This window comes from Plantibacter sp. MDV22-iso1, from assembly GCF_058408345.1.
Genome location: NZ_JBZVDY010000001.1, coordinates 868,971 through 894,413, shown reverse-complemented (window position 1 = coordinate 894,413; position 25,443 = coordinate 868,971). Strand labels below are relative to the sequence as shown.

18 protein-coding genes are annotated in these 25,443 nt (G+C 68.6%); all 18 read left to right on the top strand.

Annotation, left to right across the window (positions count from 1 at the left end; translation table 11 throughout):
* Positions 1 to 7: 7 nt before the first annotated feature.
* On the top strand, positions 8 to 1,366 hold the full coding sequence (locus AC4PMY_RS04350; RefSeq protein ID WP_491622078.1) for an FHA domain-containing protein: 1,359 nt from the start codon (positions 8 to 10) through the stop codon (positions 1,364 to 1,366).
* Position 1,367: 1 nt separating this feature from the next.
* The gene (locus tag AC4PMY_RS04345; protein WP_064296714.1) at positions 1,368 to 3,011 is read left to right on the top strand and encodes a serine/threonine-protein kinase; all 1,644 of its coding nucleotides are present in this window, start codon (positions 1,368 to 1,370) and stop codon (positions 3,009 to 3,011) included.
* Between the two features lie 53 nt (positions 3,012 to 3,064).
* Positions 3,065 to 3,820, top strand: a complete 756-nt coding sequence (locus tag AC4PMY_RS04340; protein WP_231884419.1) for a hypothetical protein — start codon at positions 3,065 to 3,067, stop codon at positions 3,818 to 3,820.
* Between the two features lie 108 nt (positions 3,821 to 3,928).
* On the top strand, positions 3,929 to 9,187 hold the full coding sequence (locus tag AC4PMY_RS04335) for an Ig-like domain-containing protein (RefSeq protein WP_491622077.1): 5,259 nt from the start codon (positions 3,929 to 3,931) through the stop codon (positions 9,185 to 9,187).
* A 36-nt stretch (positions 9,188 to 9,223) separates the two neighbouring features.
* Positions 9,224 to 10,192, top strand: coding sequence for an AAA family ATPase (locus tag AC4PMY_RS04330; RefSeq protein WP_064296711.1), 969 nt, complete (start codon positions 9,224 to 9,226; stop codon positions 10,190 to 10,192).
* Positions 10,189 to 11,568, top strand: a complete 1,380-nt coding sequence (locus tag AC4PMY_RS04325) for a DUF58 domain-containing protein (RefSeq protein ID WP_491622076.1) — start codon at positions 10,189 to 10,191, stop codon at positions 11,566 to 11,568. The genes AC4PMY_RS04330 and AC4PMY_RS04325 overlap by 4 nt, the downstream gene beginning before the upstream one ends.
* A complete protein-coding gene (locus AC4PMY_RS04320; RefSeq protein WP_491622075.1) occupies positions 11,565 to 14,015 on the top strand; it encodes a transglutaminase-like domain-containing protein in 2,451 nt (816 codons plus the stop codon). The genes AC4PMY_RS04325 and AC4PMY_RS04320 overlap by 4 nt, the downstream gene beginning before the upstream one ends.
* A 37-nt stretch (positions 14,016 to 14,052) precedes the next feature.
* A complete protein-coding gene (locus AC4PMY_RS04315; protein ID WP_064296709.1) occupies positions 14,053 to 14,694 on the top strand; it encodes a hypothetical protein in 642 nt (213 codons plus the stop codon).
* A gap of 120 nt (positions 14,695 to 14,814) precedes the next feature.
* The gene (locus tag AC4PMY_RS04310) at positions 14,815 to 16,290 is read left to right on the top strand and encodes a zinc ribbon domain-containing protein (protein ID WP_064296708.1); all 1,476 of its coding nucleotides are present in this window, start codon (positions 14,815 to 14,817) and stop codon (positions 16,288 to 16,290) included.
* A gap of 347 nt (positions 16,291 to 16,637) precedes the next feature.
* On the top strand, positions 16,638 to 17,012 hold the full coding sequence (gene rpsL / locus AC4PMY_RS04305) for a 30S ribosomal protein S12 (protein WP_056008169.1): 375 nt from the start codon (positions 16,638 to 16,640) through the stop codon (positions 17,010 to 17,012).
* On the top strand, positions 17,012 to 17,482 hold the full coding sequence (gene rpsG / locus AC4PMY_RS04300) for a 30S ribosomal protein S7 (RefSeq protein ID WP_064296707.1): 471 nt from the start codon (positions 17,012 to 17,014) through the stop codon (positions 17,480 to 17,482). The genes rpsL and rpsG overlap by 1 nt, the downstream gene beginning before the upstream one ends.
* 87 nt (positions 17,483 to 17,569) lie before the next feature.
* Positions 17,570 to 19,684: an elongation factor G gene (fusA, locus tag AC4PMY_RS04295; RefSeq protein ID WP_064296706.1), complete on the top strand. Its 2,115-nt coding sequence runs from the start codon at positions 17,570 to 17,572 to the stop codon at positions 19,682 to 19,684.
* Between the two features lie 141 nt (positions 19,685 to 19,825).
* The gene (gene tuf, locus AC4PMY_RS04290; protein ID WP_064296705.1) at positions 19,826 to 21,016 is read left to right on the top strand and encodes an elongation factor Tu; all 1,191 of its coding nucleotides are present in this window, start codon (positions 19,826 to 19,828) and stop codon (positions 21,014 to 21,016) included.
* Positions 21,017 to 21,191: 175 nt separating this feature from the next.
* Positions 21,192 to 23,006 carry a DUF4012 domain-containing protein gene (locus AC4PMY_RS04285; protein WP_491622074.1) on the top strand — a complete coding sequence of 605 codons (1,815 nt, stop codon included), beginning with the start codon at positions 21,192 to 21,194 and terminating at the stop codon, positions 23,004 to 23,006.
* 468 nt (positions 23,007 to 23,474) lie between these two features.
* Positions 23,475 to 23,783 carry a 30S ribosomal protein S10 gene (gene rpsJ, locus AC4PMY_RS04280; protein ID WP_005050520.1) on the top strand — a complete coding sequence of 103 codons (309 nt, stop codon included), beginning with the start codon at positions 23,475 to 23,477 and terminating at the stop codon, positions 23,781 to 23,783.
* 24 nt (positions 23,784 to 23,807) lie between these two features.
* On the top strand, positions 23,808 to 24,461 hold the full coding sequence (gene rplC, locus AC4PMY_RS04275) for a 50S ribosomal protein L3 (protein WP_071259511.1): 654 nt from the start codon (positions 23,808 to 23,810) through the stop codon (positions 24,459 to 24,461).
* 4 nt (positions 24,462 to 24,465) lie between these two features.
* The gene (gene rplD / locus AC4PMY_RS04270; protein WP_064296702.1) at positions 24,466 to 25,131 is read left to right on the top strand and encodes a 50S ribosomal protein L4; all 666 of its coding nucleotides are present in this window, start codon (positions 24,466 to 24,468) and stop codon (positions 25,129 to 25,131) included.
* Positions 25,128 to 25,427 (top strand): 50S ribosomal protein L23, encoded by a 300-nt coding sequence (gene rplW / locus AC4PMY_RS04265; protein WP_056008147.1) that lies wholly within the window; start codon positions 25,128 to 25,130, stop codon positions 25,425 to 25,427. The genes rplD and rplW overlap by 4 nt, the downstream gene beginning before the upstream one ends.
* Positions 25,428 to 25,443: the final 16 nt, after the last annotated feature.

Sequence of the window (25,443 nt, the reverse complement as noted above, 5' to 3'; positions counted from 1 at the left end):
AGTGGCCGTGTACTCGTACGAAATGGAACCGGCCGAGGTCCGCCGTTGGCTCGCTGTGGCGGGGCCCGGCAGACTGGTGCTGGTCGACGCCCAGGGCGACGACACCGCCGCTGCAGCATTCGCCGCAGACCTCCCGGGCGACGCGTCGCTGTCGTTGATCGTCGACCGCCTCGCCGCCGGCGGTCTCTCGAACACGCCCGCGTTCGCCGCGGCCGTCTGGGACGGATCGGGAGCGACGGTCATCGTGCGCGGGCTCGCCGCGGCCGTCGTGACGAGCGCCGCCGGGACCGAGACGGTCCTGGGCGCCCGCGCGACCACCTGGGTCGAGGAACACCACGCGGACGCGGTGAGCGTCACGCTCCGGAGCGACCAGCCGAACCCGTCCGGCGTGCGACTCCCGCTCGGGTCGGGAGCCGTTTGGACGACCTCCATCACGGCGACCCTCGACGAGGAGTCCACGGCTTCCGTCGCCGCTCCGACCAGCGACGAGCGCCGGTCGACCGAATCGTCCACCGATGCGCCGACGGCGGCGGAGCAGCTCGCGGCCCCGCCCGTCCCGGCTCCCGCCGAGCCCGCTGCGTCCGCGGCGACCTCGGACGACGCGGACGACGGGACGGACGGCGACGAGGCGACCCCGGTGGCGCACATCGAGCCGGCGCAGTCGCTCCACGTCGTGCCGTCCGTCTCCGACACCCAGTTCTTCCACGACGAGGACGACCCGGACGAGACCTCCTCCACCCCGGAGGAGCCCGTCGACGAGGGCTATGACTTCCTGTTCGGCCAGACCGTGCTCCGACCGGTCGGTGCGGCGGCGGTCGACGAGGCCGGCGACGCGGAACGCGCGGCGGCCGAGGAGTCGGCGCACCAGCAGGCGGCAGCCACCGCGGTCGCCGCGCCGGAACCCGCGGCAGCCGGACCATCGGACCTCGGCGACCACGACGGCCACACGATCCTCGCCGAGGACCTCGCCGCGCTGCGTGCGCGTCGAGCGGCCGAGACCCCGCCTGCCCGGTCGTCCACGCCGTCGGCGACCCCACTCACGTATCTCGAACTCCCCGGCGGCACTCGCCAATCGCTCGCCTCACCCGTCGTCCTCGGCCGGGCGCCGAGCGTCTCGCAGGTCCCGGCGTCCGTCGTCCCGACACTCGTCACGCTCACTGGCGACGACATCTCGCGGAGCCACGTGCGCGTCGCGGTCGAGGGCGGCACGGTCGTCGTCACCGACCTCCACTCGCGGAACGGCACGCAGGTCGTCCTGCCCGGTCAGGCACCGCAGTCCCTCCGACCAGGGGAGCCGACACCGGTGATCGTCGGGACCGTCATCGACCTCGGCGGCGGCGTCGCGCTGCGCGTCCGAGAGGGCTGACGTGCGCCGTTCACCCTCGCAACCGCCGGCCATCCCCGGGCTGCGGTTCGAACGACAGCTCGGAGCGGGTGGCTTCTCCGACGTCTTCCTGTACGAGCAGCAGTTGCCGAGGCGTCAGGTCGCCGTCAAGGTGCTCCTCGCCGAGCACCTCAGCGAGCAGACCCGTGAGGCCTTCGTCGCCGAGGCGAACCTCATGGCGCAGCTCTCCGCGCACCCCTACATCGTCACGATCTACACGGCGGACGTCGCCCCGGACGGACGACCATACCTCGCGATGGAGTACTGCGCGGGGCCGAGCCTCGCCGAGCAGGCGAAGCTGCGGCGGTTCGCCGTCGCCGATGCGCTGCGCACCGGCGTCCGCCTGGCCAGTGCGGTGGCGACCGCCCACGCGGCCGGCATCCTCCACCGCGACATCAAACCGGCCAACGTGCTCACCAACGCGTACGGCTGGCCGGCGCTGACCGACTTCGGCATCTCACAGGCCGTCGAACTCGAGGTTCCGACGAACGCCGGCCCCGGGCGCCCTGGCGACGTCGGTTCCACCGGTGCCTCGGGCACGCAGACGGTCGGTCTCTCCATCCCCTGGTCGCCGCCCGAGATGTTCGAGGACGAGCCGCATCCGGACGTGCGGTCCGACGTGTTCTCCCTGGCGGCGACGGTCTACACGCTCCTCGCCGGGCGGACGCCGTTCGAGATCCCCGGGCAGTCGAACGGTGCGGCCGACCTCATCAGCCGGATCGAGCGCGGGACCATCACGCCGCTCGGGCGCGACGACGCACCGGCTTCCCTCGTCGCGACGCTGCAGAAGGGCCTCGCGAAGGACCGCGCCAACCGTTTCGAGAGCGCCGTCGACTTCGCGCGGGCGTTGCAGCGCGTCGAGATGGAGCTGGCGTACGCGCCGACACCCATCGACATCCCGAACCTCGTGCAGCCGCAGTCGCAGACCCCCCGACCGGACACGTCCAGCAGTGCGTCGGACGAGACGCGGGTCCGACAGGTCCCGACGGTCGAGGCCCAGCCACGTCCCGGCGTGCCGAGTGTGCAGCCTCCGGTCGGCGACGAGACGGTGGTCCGCTCGGCGGGACCGCTCGTGCAGCCGATCCAACCGTCGGCGCCGATCACCGTCGGAGCGGCCTCGGCGCCTTCCGAGACGATCCGCCGCGACCGCCTCGAGACCGCCGCCGCAGGTCCGGCGGAGGACCCCGATGCTGATACGGACGGACGAGGCGGACGTCGCCGACTGACCCGCCTCCTCGTGGTGGGCGGCGTCGCGGTGCTCGCGGTCGGTGGGATCGCGGCCGGGATCATCTGGCAGGGCGCGGCCGCCGACCCGAAGCCGACCGCCGCCGCGACCGGGGCGCCGATCCAACTGAGCGACGTCCCCTCGCCGAAGCCGTTCGGGGTGAACATCAGCGAGGACGGCAGCGTCGTCACGTTCATCTGGGACAACCCGGATCCGCAGGACGGCGACTCGTACATCTACCAGGTGACGAGCAGCGGCAAGAACTCGCCGAAGGTACCGACCTCGACGTACGCGGTCGATCTGAAGCCGAGTGCTCCGGGCGCGCAGTTGTGCATCGAGGTGGTGATCGTCCGGGGCGGCGTCACCTCGCCCGATCCACTCGAGATGTGCTCGCAGCAGTAGCGGGACGGACGCACGGGGAGCGACACGATGACAGATATCAGGGGGACTGGGCGATGAGCATGGACGAGGCGACGGACACGACGACGACGAAGACGGCGGTGCGCGTCGAGTTCTGCGGCGAGGAGTACGCCGTGGACGCACGCAAGCCGTTCCTGATCGGGCGCGAGGGCGACCTCGTCGTCGACGAGAACCCCTTCCTGCACCGCACCTTCCTCAGTGTCACCTTCGACGCCGGGCTCTGGTGGCTCACGAACATCGGGAACACCCTCTCCGCGACGGTGACGGACACGACCGGCAACGTGCAGGCGTGGCTCGCGCCCGGCGCGCGGCTCCCGATCGTGTTCCCCGAGCTGCAGGTGCTGTTCAGTGCGGGGACGACGACCTACGACTTCACGATCACCTCGGATCTCGAGTACTTCAGTCCGTCGCAGCTCTCGACGACCACCGCCGGGACCACGACCGTCGGTCCGATCCACCTGACGAGCAGCCAGCGCCTCCTCATCGTCGCCCTGGCCGAGGACGTCCTGCGTCAGGCGTCGCCCGGCCGCGGTGAGATCCCGGCGTCTGCGGCCGCCGCCGCCCGCCTCGGCTGGAGCCAGACCACCTTCAACCGCAAGCTCGACAACGTCTGCGACAAGCTCGACAAGTTCGGGGTGCAGGGGCTGCGCGGCGGACCAGGCAAGCTCGCGACCGGACGTCGCGCACGACTGGTCGAGTACGCCGTCTCGACCAGGCTCGTCGACGCCAGCGACCTGCCGCTCCTCGACCATGCCGACCAGGCGGGCGTCGACGGGGGACGACCAGCCTGAGGTTGACCCCCGCAACCGTTTTCCAGACGGCACTTGTTTGTTAGAGTGACTCCGCGTTTGCAGCGCGGTGCGTGGACCGTGCCTTGACCGAACATCACCTGGGGGATCGTGAGCAACTGGAGCGCCTGGCTGCGCAAGCGCAAGACCGCGGCCTCCATCACGGCACTGTCGGTCCTCGTCGCCGTACCGGTGACCGCTGCACTCATCCACCAGGGCTTCCCCGTCACCGAGGTCGACCTCGAGTCCCGCGACGTCTGGGTCACCAATGGTGAGTCCCTGCTCGCCGGGCGCCTCAACGACCAGATCTCCGAACTCGACGGAGCGGTCTCGACGGCCTCCAACAACGCCGACGTGCTGCAGGACGGCGACGACGTCTTCCTCCAGGACAAGGCGCTCTCCTCGCTCGAGCGCATCGACCCGGCGTTCACGAGTCTCATCCAGCGCGTCTCGCTGCCGACCGGCGCGACGGTGCACTACGGCGGCGACCGACTCTCGGTCGTGGCGGGGGAGACCGGCAAGCTCTGGTCCGTCGACGCCGCTGGGGAACTCCGGTTCGACCCCACGGAAACGAAACCGATCGTCTCCATCGGCAAGGCCGGTCAGGCGGTCGTCACCTCGACGGGCACCATCCTCGCGGTGGCACCGGCGAAGGGGATCCTCTACCGCATCCTGCCCGACGGCACGAAGACCGAGTCGAAGCTCCCGAAGCTCGACGAGTACCAGCTCAGTGCGGCCGGTGAGCAGGCGGTCATCCTCGACCTGAAGTCCGGCGACCTCGTGAAGCAGGACGGCTCCATCGTCGAGCTGCCCGGCAAGCCCTTGAAGATCCAGGAGCCGTCGGCCTCCGACGACGCTGCCGTCATCGCGACCGGCGACTCCCTCGTGCGCATCCCGCTCGGTGGCGGCGACCCGGAGGTGCTCGACGCGGACGTCGTCACCGAGGCGACGAGTGCGGCCGAGGTCACGGCCCCGGTCAACCTCGACGGCTGCATGCACGGTGCGTGGGCCTCCTCCAGCCGGTATGCCGCAGAGTGCGCCGACAAGAAGCCGGTCATCGCCGACATCAACCCGGAGACGGTCGGGCAGCAGCTCGTCTTCCGGGTGAACCGCTCGGTGATCGCGCTCAACAACGTCCAGACCGGCAACTCCTGGCTCGTGCAGGCGAACATGCGCCTCGTCGACAACTGGGACGAGGTGACGCCTCCGCAGGAGGAGGACGGCGAGGACGGCGACGAGAAGGCGTCAGAGCAGTCCTTCGAGGACACCCTCGCCGAACGGACCGAGGAGAACCGGCCGCCGATCGCCCGCGACGACGCGTTCGGCGTCCGCCCGGGCCGCGCGACGGTCCTGCCGCTGCTCGACAACGACTCCGACGCGGACGGCGACGTCCTGACCATTCAGAACTTCGGCGACATCGGTCCCGAGACCGGCAAGCTGGAGTACATCGACGGCAAGCGGGCATTGCAGTTCACGCCCGCAGAGGGCTTCGTGGCCGGGACGACGTCGTTCCGGTACTCGGTCAACGATGGACGGCCGGGTGGCGTGGCCGAGGCGAACGTCAGCATCGCCATCAAACCGCCCGAGGTCAACGAGCCGCCCACGTCCCATCGCGAGGCCGCCGTGTCGGTCGAGGCCGGGCAGACGGTCACCTACAACGTGCTCGCCGACTGGCGCGATCCCGACGGTGACGACATCTTCCTCCAGTCGGCCTCGCCGGCGTCCGGCGACCTCGTCCGCTTCACCCCGGACGGCTTCGTGACGTTCACGCACGCCTCGCCCGAGATGGGCCCGCGCGACGTCAAATTCGTCGTGTCCGACGGCGTCACCTCGGCGGAGGGGACGCTCAAGGTCGACGTGCAACCCGCCGGCGCCCTCAGCCCCATCGGTACACCGGACTTCGTCTCGACCTTCGTCGGCGAGTCCGCACAGGTCCTGCCACTCGCGAACGACCAGTCACCGAGCGGTGCGCCCCTCGGTCTCATCGGTGTCGAAGCCCTGCAGGGCGGACTCGTGTCGTCGCCGAGTCTCGAGAAGCAGTCGGTCACCGTCTCGTCGAACGAGCCGGGCACCTACTACCTGAAGTACACGCTCGGTGCCGGCATCGCCTCGAGCATCGGGCTCATCCGCGTCGACGTGCTGGAGAAGCCCACCGACGTGCAGCCACCGGTCGCCGTGAAGGACGAGGGCTACCTGCGACCGAACGAGACGATCACGATCCCGGTCCTCGCGAACGACGAGTCGCCGGGCGGTCAGGTGTTGGCGCTCCAGTCCGTCGACGTGCCGGACGAGTCCGCCTCCCTCTCCGTCGAGGTCCTCGACAGTGCCGTGGTGCGCGTCTCCTCCTCGGCACCGCTCGAGGGACAACTGCAGTTCACCTACACGGTCTCCGACGGGACCTCCTCGGCGACGGCGGCGGTCACCATCGTCCCGGTGCCGCCGCTCCCGAAGCACCAGGCGCCGGTCGCGAGCGACGACGCCGTCGTGGTGCGCGCCGGCGACATCGCGAACGTCGCCGTGCTCGACAACGACTACCACCCCGACGCGGCCGTGATGTTGGTCGACCGCGAGCTGGTCGACGTGCCGACCGCCGGCCTGGCCTTCGTCGACGACGACGAGGTGCGGTTCCAGGCGCCGACCGAGCCCGGCACCTACACCGCCACGTATCGCGTGTACGACACCTTCGGCGAGGCCGACACGGCCACGGTGACCTTCAACGTGGTCGGCGAGGACAAGAAGAACAACCAACCGCCCGTCCCGCAGCTGCTCACCTCCCGGGTGTTCGCCGGTGCGACGGTCCGCGTGGACGTCCCGCTCGACGGTCTGGATCCGAACGGCGACTCGGTGGTCCTCGACGACATCGCCTCCGCGCCCCTCCTCGGTCGCGTCATCGAGCAGGGGAGCACCTGGTTCGTCTACGAGGCGGCCCCGGACTCCTCCGGCACCGACACCTTCCAGTACCGGGTCAAGGACACCTACGGCGCGGTCGCAGTGGGCACGATCAAGATCGGCGTCATCGGGCGTCCCGAGGTCGACGGGCAACCGAACGCGGTCGACGACTACATCGAGGTCCTCCCGGGCAAGGTCGCCTCCGTGCCGGTGCTCTCCAACGACTCCGATCCGAACGGCTACAAGCTCAAGCTCGAACCGAAGCTGCTCTCGGTGGACGACGGCCTCACCGCCGAGGTCAGCAAGAGTCGCGTCGTGATCGAGGTGCCGGACGAGGAGGCCTTCTTCACCGTCCGATACCAGATCACCAACGGCAAGGGCGGGATCGACAGCGCCTACATCCAGGTCAAGGTCACGAAGGACGCGAAGCCCCAGTTCCCCGAGGCCGACGACCACGTCCTCGAGGACGCCGACATCGTCGGGAAGAAGACCGTCGACATCGACGTGCTCGACGGTGCGCAGAACCCCGGGGGGCTCGTGGACGACCTGCAGCCGAGCCTCGAGGGTGCGAACGCCCCGTCCGGCGAGGTGCGCGACGGTGGCACCATCCGGGTCACCCTCACCGACCGACGCCAGGCGATCGCCTATCGGTTGACGGATCCCGTCACCCAGCTGAGCGGCGCGGCGTTCATCATCGTGCCGGCGGCGACCGACGGTGAGCCGCCGCGGATCAAGAGCCCTCTGCCCGAGCAGATCGTCAAGGTCAACGAGACGCGGACCTGGAAGCTCTCGGAGATCACCGAGGCGCCGTCCGGGAAGCCCGTCACCATCGCCTCCGAGGGCAGTGTCGTGAACTTCCGGAGCAACGGCACGTCGAGCTACGTCGACGACGCCACGATCACCTTCACCCCGGCCAAGGACTATCGCGGACCGGCGTCGGTGAGTTTCGAGGCGACCGACGGCCGGGACAGCAAACTGCTCACCCTGCCGATCACGGTGGGTGACCCCGACCTCGAGGACGTCCCGCCGACGTTCACGCCGCCGACGGTGACGATCGAGGCCGGAGAGGCACCCATCACGGTCGACCTGCGGGCGTCGAGCGACCACCCGAACCCGAAGATCCTCGCAGCCCTCACCTACCAGGGCTTCGGCGGGACCACAGCGGGCGTCCAGGGGAACCTGTCGGGCTCGCAGGTGACGATCTCCGCCCCGCAGGGCACCCAGCCCGGCACCTCGGCGACGCTCACCTTCACCGTGAACTACAAGGAGTACTCCGTCCCGGGGTCCGTGAACGTCCGCGTCGTGTCGTCGACGAGGCCGCTCCCGCGTGCCATCGACGACCGCGTGGAAGAGGGCCGGAAGAACAAGGCCGAGTCGATCAACGTGCTCGCCAACGACTACAACCCGTTCCCCGACACGCCGCTCAAGATCCTCGACGCCACGGTCGAGAGCGCCCCGGCGGGTGGAGCGACGGCCACGGTGTCCGGGAGCTCGGTCACCGTCACGCCCGGTTCGTCCAAGAGCGGGACCGTCAGCGTCATCTACACGGTCCAGGACGCGACGAACGACCCCAACCGACGAGTGCAGGGCCGCATCACCGTCATCGTGAAGGACGTCCCCGATCCGCCGTCGCTCAGTCTGAAGAGCGCGAAGAGCGGCAAGATCACCGTCGTCGTCGGCGGTTCGCCCGCGAGCAACGGCGCGCCCATCGAGTACCACGCGGTGAAGTGGAGCGGCGGCGGGGAGAAGCAGTGCGCCCCGGGGAACGACTGCACCTTCGACGTCACGAACGGGCAGAGCTACACCTTCTCCGCCTACGCGCACAATGCCGTCGGCAACAGCGCGGACTCCGAGACGGTCACGGCCACCGCCTACGGCGTCCCGACCGCGCCGCAGAACGTGTCGCTGCGGGCATCCGGAGATGCCCCGGCGACCCTCACCATGCAGTGGGCGAGGCCAGCGGATGACGGTGGACAGGTCACGAGCTACAGCTGGCGGATCATGAGCGGTTCGAGCACCGTGAAGACGGGGACGACGGGGAGCACCAGCGATTCCGTCGGCGGCATCGGCGCGGGCACCTATCAGGTGTACGTGTCCGCGACCGGGCCCGGCGGAACCGGCCCGGAGGGCGGACCGGCGGAGGCCACGGTCAAGGATCCGCCGCCGCCGAAGCCCAGCGGCTCCCTGTTCAAGTCCGGGGGCGCGCATGCCTGTCAGAGTGGCGGCACCGGCTGCTACGACGTCGGTGTGAACTACCAGAACGTGCCCCAGGGCAATTACACCGTGGACATCACCCGCGATGGACGCGCGATCGGCACGTCCATGAACGTGACCGTCGGTGGTAACGGGAGCTTCACGCACCACAACCATCTCGGCGTCATGACCGGCGGCGAGACCATCGCCGCGACGTTCCGGAACAACGCCACCGGTGAGACGTTCACCATCGGCTCGATGTCCGGCTCGGCCTGGAACAACCTCTAGAACCACAACGACCTTCACTTCACGGAGAGCACACCCATGACTGTCACGCAGGAACAGGCCACCTGGTTCGCCGATGCCTTCGGCAAGCTCGTCGGCAACGTCGAGCAGGCCATCCTCGGCAAGGAGCACGTCATCAAGCTCGTCGTCACGGCCATGCTCTCGGAGGGCCACGTGCTCCTCGAGGACTACCCGGGCACCGGCAAGACCGTGCTCGCGAAGGCCCTCGCGAACACGCTCGACGGCACGAGCTCGCGCATCCAGTTCACGCCGGACCTCCTGCCGTCCGACGTCACGGGTGTGACCATCTACGACCAGGGCAAGGGCGTCTTCGAGTTCCACAAGGGACCGATCTTCGCCTCGATCGTGCTCGCGGACGAGATCAACCGCGCCTCGCCGAAGACGCAGTCGGCGCTCCTCGAGGTCATGGAAGAGGGCATCGTCACGATCGACGGCACGAGCTACGAGGCCGGCAAACCGTTCATGGTCATCGCGACGCAGAACCCGATCGAGCAGGCCGGGACGTACAAGCTGCCCGAGGCGCAGCTCGACCGGTTCCTCATCAAGACGACGCTCGGCTACCCCGACCGCCAGACCTCGGTGAACCTGCTGCTCGACGCCTCCAACCGGGCCCGCGCGACGAAGGTGCAGCCGATCATCGGCTCCGACGCCGTCATCACGATGGCGCAGCTCGCGACCGAGGTGCACGTCGACGGCAGCATCCTCGAGTACGTCGCGGACGTCGTGGCGGCCACGCGGGACGACCAGGACGTCGCCCTCGGCGTCAGCATGCGCGGTGCCCTCGCGCTCGTGCGCGCCGTCAAGACGTGGGCCATCTCGCAGGGGCGCACCTACGTCACCCCCGACGACGTCAACGACCTCGCGCAGGCCGTCCTCGCGCACCGCATCATCATCGACCCCGAGTCCGACTTCGCCGGCGTGACCGCGCAGGACGTCGTGGCCCGGGTCCTCGTCAGCATCGCTCCGCCGGCGTACCGCGCAGCATGAGCGAGACCCTCGAGCAGCGCGCCGCCGCCGCGCCGGACGGATCCGACCCGGTCCGCACGGCGACGGTCGGCGCGCCTGCCGAGACGAGCCCGGACGGCCCCGACGCGCACGACGACGGTGGGCCGGTCCCGGCCCGACGGCCGAACCCGGTCCGCGGCCTCGTCGACGGCGTGGGCGCCGTCGTCGTGCCCTGGGTCAGGGTCGCCTGGACGGCGGCGCAGCCTGTGCTCGCCGTGGTCAGCGGCCTCGGCTGGGTCGTCCTGGCGATCGGCGTCATCGCGACCGTCGCAGGCTTCATCCTGGGGTGGGCGGAACTCGTCTTCCTCGGCTTCGTGCCGCTGGCCGCGTTGCTCGCCTCCGTCGCCTACCTCTTCGGACGGTCGACCTTCCGCATCTCCATCCACTTGAACCCCAGCCGGGTCACCGTCGGGGAGCGCGCGATCGGGCAGGTCCTCATCGCCAACCCCGGCAACCGTGCCACGACGCCCACGCGCCTCGAGGTCCCCGTGGGCTACGGCCTGGCGGAGTTCGCGATCCCGGCCATCCCGAAGGACGGCGAGCACGAGGAGTTGTTCGCCGTACCGACGAACCGGCGAGCCGTGATCCCCGCCGGGCCCGCTGTCTCGGTCCGCGGCGACCAGCTCGGTCTGTTGCGTCGCGAGGTGCGTTGGACGGAGCCGGTCGAGCTCTTCGTGCATCCCGAGACCACGCGCCTCCACCCGACGGCCGCCGGTCTCATCCGCGACCTCGAGGGCCTCGTCACGAAGACCATCACCAACAACGACATCTCCTTCCACGCCCTCCGCGGATACGTCGCCGGCGACGACCGCCGTTACATCCACTGGAAGTCGTCCGCGAAGACCGGCCAGCTCATGGTCCGGCAGTTCGAGGAGACGCGGCGGTCGCAGCTCACCATGGTGATGACGACCGACTCCCGCTACTACGCCGAGGACGAGGACGAGTTCGAGTTGGCGGTGTCGCTCACCGCGTCCATCGCCACCCAGGTGATCCTCGACCAGGTGCCGATCAGCGTCGTGACCGATCGACTCGCGCTCCGGACCCACACGGTCACGTCCTTCCTCGACGACAGCTGCCGGCTGCAGCTCGCCGAGGGCACCTTCGACACCCCGCGCACCTTCGCCCGGGAGAACACGAAGCGCCTGCCGGCACCGAGCGTCGTCATCATCGTCGCCGGTTCGCGACTCGAGGCACAGGAGTACCGGGGGATCCAGCGTCTCTTCGGTCCCGACGTCAACGTGTTCGGCATCCGCGTCGAGCGCGGCGCTCGAGCCAGCATCAAGGACGTCGCCGGGATGAACGTCATGACCGTCGGGGCGCTGAGCGACCTCGCCAAGGTCATGTCGAGGGCCCTGTGAGCGGGGTCGACGAGCGCACGACGGTGCGCCCCGGGCGCGTTCCCGGCTCGGCGGCGGACGTCGACGTCCAGGGCATCGTTCCGACCTTCACCGCGCCCTGGCCGTTGCCCGGCCGTTCCTGGATCGACCTCGCGGTCGTCTTCGTCCTCGCGGCCCTCGGCCTGCTCGGCTTCGGAGCGGCGCTCAGTGGCACCGGGTTCCTCCTCGCGGGCCTCGGAGGCCTCGCGCTCGGCATGGCGGTGGGCGTCGCCTCCCACGCCCTCCGGCTGAACGCCCTCCTGACCGGCCTCTCGACCGTCCTCGTCTTCTACGTCTTCGGCAGTGCCCTGGCGATGCCGTCCGTGGCGACGTTCGCGGCCCTCCCGAACCTGCGGACCCTGGGCGGGATCAGCATCGGCGCGGTGTTCGGGTGGAAGGACTTCGTCACTCTGCAGACCCCGCTGAGCGCGCCCGCGTACATCATGACCCTGCCCTACGTCGCAGGGCTGCTCGTCGGCGTCGTCTCCGCCGTGCTCGCCGTCCGCTGGCTGCCGCGCCGTCCGCAGGTCGCCGTGCGCTGCGCGATCGTGCTCGTCGGCCCGACCGTGCTCTACGCCCTCGGCGTCCTCCTCGGCACGCAGACGCCCTTCCTGGCGGCCGTCCGCGGGATCGCGTTCGCGCTCATCGCCCTCCTCTGGCTCGGCTGGCGGCCGAGTGCCGGTCGTGGCGAGAACGCGGCAGCGTCGACCACCGCCGTCCTCCGTCGCAAGAAGATCATCGGCACGGCGGTCCTCGCCGCGGTCGCGGTCGTCGTCGGCGGCGGTGCGGCCGTCGTCGCCTCGCCTCCCACGGACTCACGGTTCGTCCTCCGCGAGGTCGTCACCCCGCCGTTCGACCCCTTGGAGTACCCGAGCCCGCTCGCCGGGTTCCGCGAGTACACGAAGGACCTCGCCGAGACGAAGCTCTTCACCGCGACCGGCCTCGAGCCGGGGGATCGGATCCGTCTGGCGGCCATGGACAGCTACGACGGCCGTCTGTGGACCGTCTCCGGGCCCTCCACGGCGACCGACGGTTCCGGTGCCTTCGAGCTCGTCGGCGACCACCTCCCCGCACCCCAGCTCATGACACCGGGGAGCAACCGACGGGTGTCAATCGACATCACCGGTTACGACGACATCTGGGTGCCCAGCGTCGGGTACCCGAGCGCGCTCACCCTCGACGGCAAGGCGGCGGAGCGATCCGAGGACATCCGCTACAACGCCGAGAGTGGCACGGCCGTCATCACCTCGGGCATCGGCACGGGTGACGACTACGAGGAGCGGACCACCACGCAGGCGGTCCCGAGCGACACGGCCCTCGCGACGACGCCGACCGCAGCGGTCGAGCTGCCGCCCGTCACGAACATCCCGGACATCGTGGTCGCGAAGGCCTCGGAGTTCGTCGGTGCCGAGACGACCCCCATGGCCCAGCTGCGGCGGATCGAGCAGACGCTCCGCACCACCGGGTTCCTCAGCCACGGGCTCGCCTCGGACAGCTCTCCGTCGCGCGCCGGTCACGGTGCCGACCGGATGTCGGAGCTGTTCACCCGCACACCGATGGTCGGTGACGAGGAGCAGTACGCCTCAGCGTTCGCCCTCATGGCCCGATCGCTCGGCTACCCCGCGCGGGTCGTCATGGGCTTCGCGCCGGAGGTGACGGAGGGCCAGGGTTCTGTGCAGGTCGTCGGGGACGACGTGACGGCGTGGGTCGAGGTGCCTTTCGAGGGCTACGGCTGGGTCGCGTTCTCGCCGACCCCCGATGAGACCGAGATCCCGCAGGACCAGGACCCGAAGCCGAAGACCGAGCCGCAGCCGCAGGTGCGTCAGCCGCCGCGCAGCGACAACCTCGACGACAGCCTCCTCACCGAGGCCTCGATCGACGACGGCGACGACAAGGACAAGAACGACGGACTCGTGATCCCGGAATGGGTGTGGTGGCTCGCACTGATCGTGGGTGTCCCGGTGTCGCTGTACGTCATCCCGCTCCTCGCCATCTCGGGTGCGAAGCGTCGGCGGACGAAGCGTCGCCGCGCGGGCGGTGGTGACCGCAGTGCGGCCGGTGCGTGGGACGAGCTGATCGACCGCTACGCCGAGCTCGGGTACTCGGTGCCTGCGGCCGCGACGCGGTCGACCACGGCGTCCGTGCTCGGAGCCCAGGAACCGGAGGGCGCGACCACGCTCACCGCGCTCGCGGGGACGACCGACGACGTCGTCTTCTCCGGTCGTGACGTGGACGACACGACGGCCGACGAGCTGTGGCAGCGGTCGGAGGCCGAGGCGTCACGGGCGCAGGGAGCGCTCGGCTGGTTCGCCCGCCAGCGGAGCCGGTTCCGCTACCGCGCGAAACGCGGTCTCGTGAGTCGGCTGCAGCCGTCCGGTTCGCTCGCCCGTCGAGCGGCACGCGACCAGCGCGCCACCGGAAGTCGCTGAGGTCGTTGCGGCCACCGAGGCACTACCCTCGGTGAGTATGGAGCGCTCGCTCGAGACCAGTGTGAGCCAGGCCGTCGACGCCTGGCTCCGGTGGTTGCCGCGCTGGCACCCCGCCGCACACCGTGGACGCACCCGGATCTGCCGCCGGTGCATCGGATCCCCGATCCTCCGCGCAGCAGGCCTCGTCGACGACGTGCCGCACCAGGTGCAGCACGGCCTCGCCACCCGGATGAAGGCCCTCGTCGACCACGCGGTGGCGGAGTACACCGAGCGGAACCTCCCCGTCCTTCGTGCCGAACTCCGCGCTGCCGACCTGCGCGAGGCGCAGCGCTCCTACCGTCCGGGGGAGGGGCTCGACCCGGAGTTCGACGGCCTGCAGCTCGACCCCGATCCGGATCCGGAGCAGCCCTACCTCTTCACCCTCGCGGAGCTCGGCGAGTCCCAGGCGAGGACCGTTCCACCACCCCCGCCGTTGTCCGACGACGCGAAGGAGGCGCTGCGCACCGAGATCGCCCTCGCCGACCAGTGCGCGAACGAGACCGGGCGCCGCATCTGCGAACTCCTCGTCGGGCACCGGCTCGCCATCCACGACGCCGTCGAACGGTACGTCGAACCGCAGGTCGCCGCACTCCTCGACGACCTCGCGCTCGAGCTCGATTCCCCCACCTCGCCCTGGTAGTCGTCGGGGCTCACCCGGACGCAGGAGGGGAGATCTCCCCATCGTGCTGTCCGACACCCGTCACTATACTTTCGAGCACTTGTCATCAGCACGATCCATGCTCATTGGGGGCGCAACACCATGACCGATCCCGGAGATCAGAACCCGCAGCAGCCCCAGTGGCAGCGACCGCCCGCCCAGCCCGACCCGCAGCAGGGATGGCAGGGCAACGGCCCGCAGCAGTCGGGTTCGGGCCAGCAGCAGGCGGGCCAGTACGGACAGCAGTCGCCGTACGGACAGTCGCCGACCCAGCCGTCCGGGCAGTACGGGCAGCAGTCCGGCCAGTACGGTGAGCAGTCGTCCGGCCAGCACAGCCAGCAGACGGGCCAGTACGGCCAGCAGTCCGACCAGTACAGCCAGCAGACCGGTCAGTACGGTCAGACGGCGCAGTACGGCCAGCAGCCGACCGAGCAGTTCGGTCAGCAGGGCACCGGTCAGTACGGCCAGCAGCCCACGGGACAGTACGGTCAGCAGCCCACCGAGCAGTACGGCCAGGCGCCCTACGCGCAGGGCGCCGGCGGGTATGGCGGCGGCCAGCAGCCGCCGAAGAAGAAGCTCTCGAAGAAGGGGCTCACCGGCATCATCGCCGGCGGCAGCGCCCTCCTCCTCATCATCGTGGGTGGCGTCGTCGGTGTCACCGTCGGCAACGCGCTCCACGCCCCGCAGGTGACGGTCGAGAGCTACCTCGACGCCCTCAAGTCGGGTGACGCCGAACAGGCGCTCAAGCTCTCCGGCACCGAGGTGTCGGCGGCCGACGTGCTCCTGACGGACGACGCGTACAAGGCCGCGTCCGGCAAGGTCTCCGGCTACACGATCGGGAAGACCACGACCAACGGGAACACCGCGACCGTCCAAGCCCGCCTCACCCAGGGTGGCGAGAGCGTCGACCAGGAGTTCACGCTCACCAAGGTCGGCAAGGACGCCGTGCTCTTCGACAAGTGGAAGCTCGAGGCTCCGGAACTCAGCACGGTCCAGGTCGACGTGGTCGCCCCTGAGGACGCGGTGGCGACGGTCGGCGGTGTCGACCTCACCGACGTCGAGCCGATCGCCGAGGGGTCGTACCAGCTGCGTGCACTCCCCGGCACCTACGACGTCGCCCTCAGCGAGAGCGACTGGTACACCGCCGAGGCGACCACCACGACGGCCGTGGGCTTCGGTCAGGCCGCGGAACCCGCGACGCTCGCCGTCGCCCTCACCGACGCCGGGACGACCGCCGTCGAGGAGGCCGTCAACGCGTACATCGACGGCTGCGGCGCCGCGACGGAGCTCGCCCCCGAGGGGTGCCCCTTCGAGATCCGCAACGACACCGGCTTCACGCCGTCCGGCGTGACCTGGAAGTTCGACACGCGCCCGACCTTCACGGTCGGCGAGTTCTCGGGCGGCGGCTGGGCCGTCGACTCCGAGACCGTCGGGCGCATGTCGATGACGTGCACGCTGACCGACCCGGCCACCGGCCAGACCGGCCCGGGCTACAGCATCAACCCGGTCGACTTCATCGTCGGCGGCACGGTCGAGGGCTTCACCGACGAGGGCGCGACGTTCGTCCCCTTCCCCTAGACCGACAGCTGTACGACCCCTGGGAGCACTGCTCCCGGGGGTCGTCGTCGTTTGACCACAGGCCCTCCGCGGGCTAGTCTTGGTTGGGTGTGCGCGCTGTCGTGCGCTCTCGTGCTGTCCACGTTCTCCGGAGCCTGGCTCGGGGGAGCGGACAGCAGTCTTGCACCATCGGGTTGATCCCCGCCGGGCTGGTCCCGGTTGCAGATCGCCCCCACGGCATACCCACCACCTCAGTGACGTGCACTCGCGCGTCACCGGTGGGTCCATACGACCTCGTGGTCCGGGAGACCGGTCCACGAATGCTGCAGTACCACTGTCACCGTGCAGTCATCATCAAGGAGCAAGTAGTGCCAACCATTCAGCAGTTGGTTCGGAAGGGCCGCAGCCCCAAGGTCGTCAAGACCAAGGCGCCCGCCCTGAAGAGCAACCCCCAGCAGGCCGGCGTGTGCACCCGCGTGTACACCACCACCCCGAAGAAGCCGAACTCGGCGATGCGCAAGGTCGCCCGCGTGAAGCTGCGCAACGGCACCGAGGTCACCGCGTACATCCCCGGTGAGGGCCACAACCTCCAGGAGCACTCGCTGGTCCTGGTCCGTGGTGGTCGTGTGAAGGACCTCCCGGGTGTCCGTTACAAGATCGTCCGTGGCGCCCTCGACACGCAGGCCGTCAAGAACCGCAAGCAGGCTCGCAGCCGCTACGGCGCGAAGATGGAGAAGAAGTAATGCCTCGCAAGGGTCCAGCTCCGAAGCGTCCCGTCGTCGCCGATCCCGTCTACGGCGCCCCCATCGTCAGCCAGCTCGTCAACAAGATCCTGCTGGACGGCAAGAAGGGCCTCGCTGAGCGCATCGTCTACGACGCACTCGAAGGCGTCACCGCCAAGAACCAGGGCGACGCCGTCGTCACGCTCAAGAAGGCGCTCGACAACGTCCGCCCGACCCTCGAGGTGCGTTCGCGCCGCGTCGGTGGTTCCACCTACCAGGTGCCGGTCGAGGTCAAGCCTCACCGCGCCAACACCCTCGCCCTGCGCTGGCTCGTGAGCTACGCGAAGGGCCGCCGTGAGAAGACGATGACCGAGCGTCTCCAGAACGAGATCCTCGACGCATCGAACGGTCTCGGTGCAGCCGTCAAGCGTCGTGAAGACACGCACAAGATGGCCGAGTCGAACAAGGCGTTCGCGCACTACCGCTGGTAGTCGCCGCCCGATGCGAGGGCGGACGATCCGTCCGCCCTCGCACACCTGAGTGAATCAGCTCACCCCTACCTATCCCCGGAGGACCCCGTGGCACAAGACGTGCTCACCGACCTGAACAAGGTCCGCAACATCGGCATCATGGCCCACATCGATGCCGGCAAGACCACCACCACCGAGCGCATCCTGTTCTACACGGGCGTCAACCACAAGATCGGCGAGACCCACGACGGTGCGTCGACGATGGACTGGATGGCGCAGGAGCAGGAGCGCGGCATCACCATCACGTCCGCCGCGACGACCTGCTTCTGGAACAAGAACCAGATCAACATCATCGACACCCCCGGCCACGTCGACTTCACGGTCGAGGTCGAGCGTTCGCTCCGCGTCCTCGACGGCGCGGTCGCGGTGTTCGACGGCAAGGAGGGCGTCGAGCCCCAGTCCGAGACCGTCTGGCGTCAGGCCGACAAGTACGACGTCCCGCGCATCTGCTTCGTCAACAAGATGGACAAGCTCGGCGCCGACTTCTACTTCACCGTCGACACGATCATCAGCCGTCTCGGCGCGAAGCCGCTGGTCATCCAGCTGCCGATCGGTGCCGAGTCCAACTTCGAGGGCGTCGTCGACCTCGTCGAGATGCGTGCGCTGACCTGGCGCGGAGACGCCAAGGGTGACGTCGAGATGGGCGCCAAGTACGCCATCGAGGAGATCCCGGAAGACCTCAAGGAGAAGGCGGCCGAGTACCGCACCGCGCTCCTCGAGGCCGTCGCCGAGACCGACGACGCACTCATGGAGAAGTACTTCGGTGGCGAAGAGCTGACCGTCGCGGAGATCAAGGCCGCGATCCGTCACCTCACCATCACGAGCACCATGTACCCGGTCCTCTGCGGCTCCGCGTTCAAGAACCGCGGCGTCCAGCCGATGCTCGACGCGGTCATCGACTACCTCCCCTCCCCGCTCGACGTCCCGGCCATCGAGGCCCACGACGCGCGCGACGAGGAGAAGGTCGTGGAGCGTCACCCCGACTCGACCGAGCCCTTCACCGCGCTCGCGTTCAAGGTCGCGGTGCACCCGTTCTTCGGTCGCCTGACGTACGTCCGCGTCTACTCGGGTCGTCTCGACTCCGGTGCGCAGATCATCAACTCGACCAAGGGCAAGAAGGAGCGCATCGGGAAGATCTTCCAGATGCACGCCAACAAGGAGAACCCGGTCGACTTCGTCACCGCCGGTCACATCTACGCGGTCATCGGCCTGAAGGACACCACCACCGGTGACACCCTGTCCGACCCGCAGCACCAGGTCGTCCTCGAGTCGATGAGCTTCCCGGAGCCCGTCATCGAGGTCGCGATCGAGCCGAAGACCAAGGCCGACCAGGAGAAGCTGGGCACCGCGATCCAGAAGCTGGCCGAAGAGGACCCGACGTTCCGCACCGAGCAGAACACCGAGACCGGCCAGACGGTCATCAAGGGAATGGGCGAGCTCCACCTCGACATCCTCGTCGACCGCATGAAGCGCGAGTTCAACGTCGAGGCCAACGTCGGCAAGCCGCAGGTCGCGTACCGCGAGACCATCAAGCGCAAGGTCGAGAAGTACGGCTACACGCACAAGAAGCAGACCGGTGGTTCGGGTCAGTTCGCGAAGATCCAGTTCGATCTGGAGCCGATGGACGTCACTCCGGAGACGACCTACGAGTTCGTGAACGCCGTGACCGGTGGTCGCATCCCGCGCGAGTACATCCCGTCGATCGACGCCGGTTTCCAGGACGCCCTGCAGGTCGGTGGCCTCGCCGGCTACCCGGTCGTGGGTGTCAAGGCGATCATCACCGATGGTGCGGCGCACGACGTCGACTCCTCGGAGATGGCGTTCAAGATCGCCGGCTCGATGGGTCTCAAGGAGGCCTACTCGCGTGCCAACCCCGTCCTCCTCGAGCCGCTCATGGCGGTCGAGGTGCGTACTCCCGAGGAGTACATGGGCGACGTCATCGGAGACCTCAACTCGCGCCGTGGACAGATCCAGTCCATGGACGACGCCACCGGCGTCAAGGTCATCCGTGCCAACGTGCCGCTCTCCGAGATGTTCGGCTACATCGGCGACCTCCGGTCGAAGACCTCCGGTCGTGCCGTGTACTCGATGACGTTCGAGAGCTACGCGGAGGTCCCGAAGGCTGTCGCCGACGAGATCATCCAGAAGAACAAGGGCGAGTAGTCACTCACTCTCTCTTCACCGCGGTCCGGCCGGGTGTGCGAACACCCGGGCGGATCGCGTAACATGAATACACATCCCTGCAGTGCGTCGGGCATCGAATGGTGCCCGGCGTCCCGCACAACGTCCTGAGGAGGACTCACAGTGGCAAAGGCCAAGTTCGAGCGGACCAAGCCGCACGTCAACATCGGTACGATCGGTCACGTCGACCACGGCAAGACCACGCTCACCGCGGCGATCTCGAAGGTCCTGGCGGACAAGTTCCCGTCCGCGACCAACGTGCAGCGCGACTTCGCGTCGATCGACTCCGCGCCGGAAGAGCGTCAGCGTGGTATCACGATCAACATCTCGCACGTCGAGTACGAGACCCCGAAGCGCCACTACGCGCACGTCGACGCCCCCGGTCACGCCGACTACATCAAGAACATGATCACCGGTGCTGCGCAGATGGACGGCGCGATCCTGGTCGTCGCCGCCACTGACGGCCCGATGGCTCAGACGCGTGAGCACGTGCTGCTCGCCAAGCAGGTCGGCGTGCCCTACCTGCTCGTCGCGCTGAACAAGTCCGACATGGTCGACGACGAGGAGATCCTGGAGCTCGTCGAGCTCGAGGTCTCCGAGCTCCTCGCCTCGCAGGGCTTCGCTGAGGACGCACCGGTCGTCCGCGTCTCGGGCCTCAAGGCGCTCGAGGGCGACGAGAAGTGGGTGCAGAGCATCCTCGACCTCATGGACGCCGTGGACGCCAACGTCCCCGACCCCGTGCGCGACAAGGACAAGCCCTTCCTCATGCCGATCGAGGACGTCTTCACGATCACCGGTCGTGGAACCGTCGTCACGGGCCGCGCCGAGCGTGGCACGCTCGCGATCAACTCCGAGGTCGAGATCGTCGGCATCCGCCCGACGCAGAAGACGATCGTCACGGGTATCGAGATGTTCCACAAGCAGCTCGACGAGGCATGGGCCGGCGAGAACTGTGGTCTCCTGCTCCGTGGCACGAAGCGTGAAGACGTCGAGCGCGGCCAGGTCGTCGTGAAGCCGGGTTCGGTCACGCCGCACACGAACTTCGAGGGCACCGCGTACATCCTGTCCAAGGATGAGGGTGGGCGTCACAACCCGTTCTACGCGAACTACCGTCCGCAGTTCTACTTCCGCACCACCGACGTCACCGGCGTCATCACCCTGCCCGAGGGCACCGAGATGGTCATGCCCGGCGACACCACCGACATGACCGTTGAGCTGATCCAGCCCATCGCCATGGAGGTCGGCCTCGGTTACGCCATCCGTGAGGGTGGCCGCACCGTCGGCGCCGGCACCGTCACCAAGGTGCTCGCGTAAGCATCCGCTGACGCGAACCCCTGATCGACCTCAGGGTCGACACGGTTCCACACGAAGGGCCCGGAGCATTCCGCTCCGGGCCCTTCGTCGTGCGTGCTGTCGGCCGATCAGCGCCCCGCGACTCATATGTAAGATATCGGGCGACCCATTCTGTATCGAGCCGCCCGAGGTGACCGTGTCCCGTTCGTCCATCCGTCCGCGTCGTCTGTCGCGCCCACGTGTCCTGATCCCGGGCGTCTTCGTCCTGTCCATGCTGCTCGGCATCGCCGGAGCCACCGTGTCGGCGGCGGTGGAGGCCATGTCCGTCCGGGACGAGCTCGCTTCGGTCCTGCCTGAGATCGAGGCGATCCGAGCGGGCGTCGATGGCGTCGGCACCGACGCGATCGATCCCGACGGCGTGCAGCGTGCCGGCGATGCGGTCGAGCGGGCACTGGCGTCGACGCAGCGGCCTGACTGGTGGCTCGCGGAACGCGTGCCCGTCTCCGGGGCCAACTTCGAGGCGGTGCGCACGGCCGTCGAGGCGGCGCACGTCGTCGTCGACCAGGTCGTCGAGCCGGTCCTCGGCCTGTCCCTCGACGGACTGGCGGTCGACGGTCGACTGGACACGGCGCGGGTGGGGAGCATTGCCCGCACCTCGGCGCGTGCGCTGGAGCGGCTCGAGGAGCAGGTGGCGCGCCTCGACCGCCTCGACCACTCGGTGCTCCTCCCGCAGGTGGCGTCGGCGCTGGTCGGGCTCAACGGTCCGCTGCGCGAGGCGTCACCGCTCGCTGCTCGGCTCGCACCGGTGCTTCGCGCGCTGCCCGTGTTCCTGGGGGAGGACGGGCCGCGAGACGTGGTCGTCCTGTTCCAGAACTCGGCGGAGAGCCGAGCCCTCGGGGGCATCGCGGGAGCTTCGGTGCTCGTGCACATCGAGGATGGGGTGCTCAGCGTGACGAGGACCCTCGGCGGCGCGGACTTCGTGTCGCACGCCGATCCGGTGGTGCCCCTCCCGGCCGATGCCGACGCGCTCTACCGGACCGAGGGATACGCTACCGCGGGCACCTCCATCCATGAGGTGACGGCGAGGCCGGACTTCCCCTACGGTGCGCAGGCGGCCTCGCGGCTGTGGCAGGAGAGTCAGGGCGTCACGCCCGATCTGGTGCTCGCCGTCGACCCGGTCGCGTTGTCCCACCTGTTGCGAGCGACCGGCCCCGTGGTCCTCGCCGACGGTACGGAGCTGTCGAGCGACACGGTGGCCGACGGACTCCTGAACGGCGTGTACCGGGATCATCCCGGTCTCAGCGACGAGGCGAACCGGGCGCAGGACGCCACCTTCACGGCCGTCGTCCAGGCGCTCACCTCGCAGCTGCAGGCGGGGTCCATGTCGGTCCCCCGGGCGATCGGCGGCTGGGTGCAGGCGGTCGACGAGCGGCGTCTGCTCGCCTGGAGTCCCGACCGTGTCGAGGAACGGGCGTTGGTGCTCGCCGGGGTCGGCGGCGGCCTGCCCGAGCGTTCGTCCCGTTCGGTGCCGTTCGGTCTGTACCTCTCGGACGCGGTCGGCTCCAAGCTCGAGTACTACCTCCGACAGCAGGTCCGTGTCCGTGCGGGCTCGTGCGACGTCGACGGGACGCGCACGGTGATGGTCGCGTCGGAACTCTCGAACACGATCGACACGGAGTCGGAGCTCGACACGGAGGCGTTCGACTACATCGCGGGGTTCCACGAGCGTGAGGGGCTCCCTCGTGGTTGGATGCGCCTGCGGGTCATGGCCTACGCGCCCGACGGTGCCGACATCCGCTCGGTTCGCGTGGACGGCACCGAGGCCCCGTACACGGCCGGATCGGACGACGGACGCCCGGTGGCCTACATGGTGGTGACGATCGCGCCGGGCGCGACGGTGACGCTCGACGTCGATGCGGACGTGTCCGGCGCGACGGTCGACGCCGTGCGGTTCCTGGGCACTCCGGGGGTGCGTCCGGTCGAGGTCGACAACGTCGTCGAGCCCTGCTGAGCAGCGGCGCCTCGTGCTCACGACGCCCGAGACTGGGCGGATCCTGACCATCCGCCGCCCGCGACACGCCCGGGTTGCACGCATGGTGGATCCGTGGCAAACTAGTCCAGTTCAGTACTTCGGACGAGCGTGCCTGTGCGCGCTCCGGCGGATCACTGCCAGGTAGTGCATAGGAGCTCCCAGACGCGGCAACGCGACAGGGATCGAGCCTAGGCCGCGGGTAGCAGAACACCAATCACTTCATCGCAATCCAGGTCGTAGCAGTGCTACGCCCAGCGCCGACCACGAGTCGGGGTGGAACCCGGTGGATGACCACGAGGGTTGCAAGACACGAGTGGTCGTTGACAGCAGAACAGTGGTGCGACACCAGTAGTGCCAATGGCGTGGAGCAACCGAACGTTGCAAAGCGCACGATATGCGTCCAATACGGAGCGATCCGCATGACGCGAGACAGAGAGTGAGTCACACATGGCGGGACAGAAGATCCGCATCCGACTGAAGTCGTATGACCATGAGGTCATCGATACTTCGGCGCGCAAGATCGTCGACACGGTCACCCGTGCAGGCGCAACCGTCGTCGGCCCGGTGCCGCTTCCGACGGAGAAGAACGTGGTCTGCGTGATCCGTTCGCCGCACAAGTACAAGGACAGCCGGGAGCACTTCGAAATGCGCACCCACAAGCGTCTGATCGACATCATCGACCCGACCCCGAAGGCCGTCGACTCGCTCATGCGTCTCGACCTGCCGGCGGACGTCAACATCGAGATCAAGCTCTGAGCTCGGTAGAGACGGAAGGAAGACATGTCTAACACGAAGACCAGCAAGGGTCTGCTCGGCACCAAGCTCGGCATGACCCAGGTGTGGGACGAGAACAACAAGCTCGTCCCCGTCACCGTCATCGAGATCACGCCCAACGTGGTCACGCAGGTTCGCACCCCCGAGGTCGACGGCTACGACGCCGTGCAGATCGCGTACGGCCAGATCGATCCCCGCAAGGTCAGCAAGCCTGACGCGGGTCACTTCGACAAGGCCGGCGTGACGCCGCGTCGCCACCTCACCGAGGTCCGCACCGCCGACGCATCCGAGTACTCGCTCGGCCAGGAGCTCACCGTCGACGGTGTCTTCGAGGCCGGCCAGAAGGTCGACGTCGTCGGCACTTCGAAGGGTAAGGGTTTCGCCGGTGTCATGAAGCGTCACAACTTCAAGGGCATGGGCGCATCTCACGGTGCTCACCGCAACCACCGCAAGCCGGGCTCCATCGGCGCCTCCTCGACCCCGAGCCGTGTCTTCAAGGGCATGCGCATGGCCGGTCGTATGGGTGGCGAGCGCGTCACCGTGCTGAACCTCCGGGTTCACGCCATCGACGCCGAGAAGGGCCTGCTGCTCGTCAAGGGTGCCGTTCCCGGCGCTCGTGGCCGTATCGTATTCGTCCGCACCGCAGTGAAGGGAGCGTAGTTCCATGGCTATCGCTACTCTCGACGTGCTCGACACCAAGCTCAAGAAGGCCGGCACCGTCGACCTTCCTGCCGAGGTGTTCGACGTTCAGACCAACATCCCGCTCATCCACCAGGTGGTCGTCGCGCAGCTCGCTGCCGCCCGCCAGGGGACGCACAAGACCAAGCGCCGCGGCGAAGTATCCGGTGCCGGCCGCAAGCCGTTCAAGCAGAAGGGTACGGGTAACGCTCGTCAGGGCTCCATCCGTGCACCTCAGATGACCGGCGGTGGCATCGTCCACGGTCCAGTGCCCCGCAACTACGCACAGCGCACCCCCAAGAAGATGATCGCCGCGGCTCTCCTCGGCGCCCTCTCCGACCGCGCACGCGGCAGCCGCCTGCACGTCGTCGACTCCCTCTCGATCGGTGAGAAGCCGTCGACGAAGGCCGTGTCCGAGTACCTGACGAACGTCGCTTCCTCGAAGCACGTCCTGATCGTCCTCCAGCGCGACGACGAGCTCAGCCTCCGCAGCGTCCGCAACCTGCAGAACGTGCACGTGCTGTCGTACGACCAGCTGAACGCATACGACGTGCTCGTCTCCGACGACATCGTCTTCACCAAGGCCGCCTTCGAGGCATTCGTCGCCAGCAAGACCGGCAACACGGCCGCAACCGAGGAGGTCTCGGCATGACCGCGATCAACAAGGACCCCCGCGACGTCATCTTCGCGCCGGTCGTCTCCGAGAAGAGCTACAGCCTGATCGACGAAGGTAAGTACACCTTCCTCGTCGACCCGCGCTCGAACAAAACCGAGATCAAGCTCGCCATCGAGAAGATCTTCGGTGTCGAGGTCGCTTCGATCAACACCCTCACCCGTCAGGGCAAGACCCGTCGCACCAAGTTCGGCACCGGCAAGCGCAAGGACACCAAGCGCGCCATCGTGTCGCTCAAGTCGGGTTCCATCGACATCTTCACGGCTGTTGGCTAAGACGGCCGGGAACGAA